This is a genomic window from Candidatus Jidaibacter acanthamoeba (genome assembly GCF_000815465.1).
Taxonomy (GTDB): domain Bacteria; phylum Pseudomonadota; class Alphaproteobacteria; order Rickettsiales; family Midichloriaceae; genus Jidaibacter; species Jidaibacter acanthamoebae.
Map to the genome: position 1 here is coordinate 1 of NZ_JSWE01000060.1, position 277 is coordinate 277.

Annotated in this window: 1 protein-coding gene; it reads right to left on the bottom strand. The window is 36.8% G+C overall.

Annotated features, from left to right (window positions below; translation table 11 throughout):
* Positions 1-53: 53 nt before the first annotated feature.
* On the bottom strand, positions 54-277 hold a 224-nt coding region (locus tag NF27_RS02310), incomplete at its 5' end, for a transposase (protein WP_152606821.1).

Genomic DNA, 277 nt, shown 5'->3' on the forward strand with positions numbered 1-277 from the left:
TAAGTGTTGTTACCATCATAACCTCCATCAGCTAAAACCTCAGCTATCTTCTCTTAGTTCGCTTGCTCTATTAATGGTTCTAAGCATTTACGATCATCTGTTATATGGTTGGTCATAACACGTGAAACTATTAATCCCTCTTTACTAACTCCTATGTGTAGCTTGTGCCATACTCTTCTTTCTACTTCACCTCCATGCTTGAAAATAAGCCATTCACTTTCCCCATATACTTTTATACCAGTACTATCTATTACCAAGTACCCTTCTTCAACTAAAG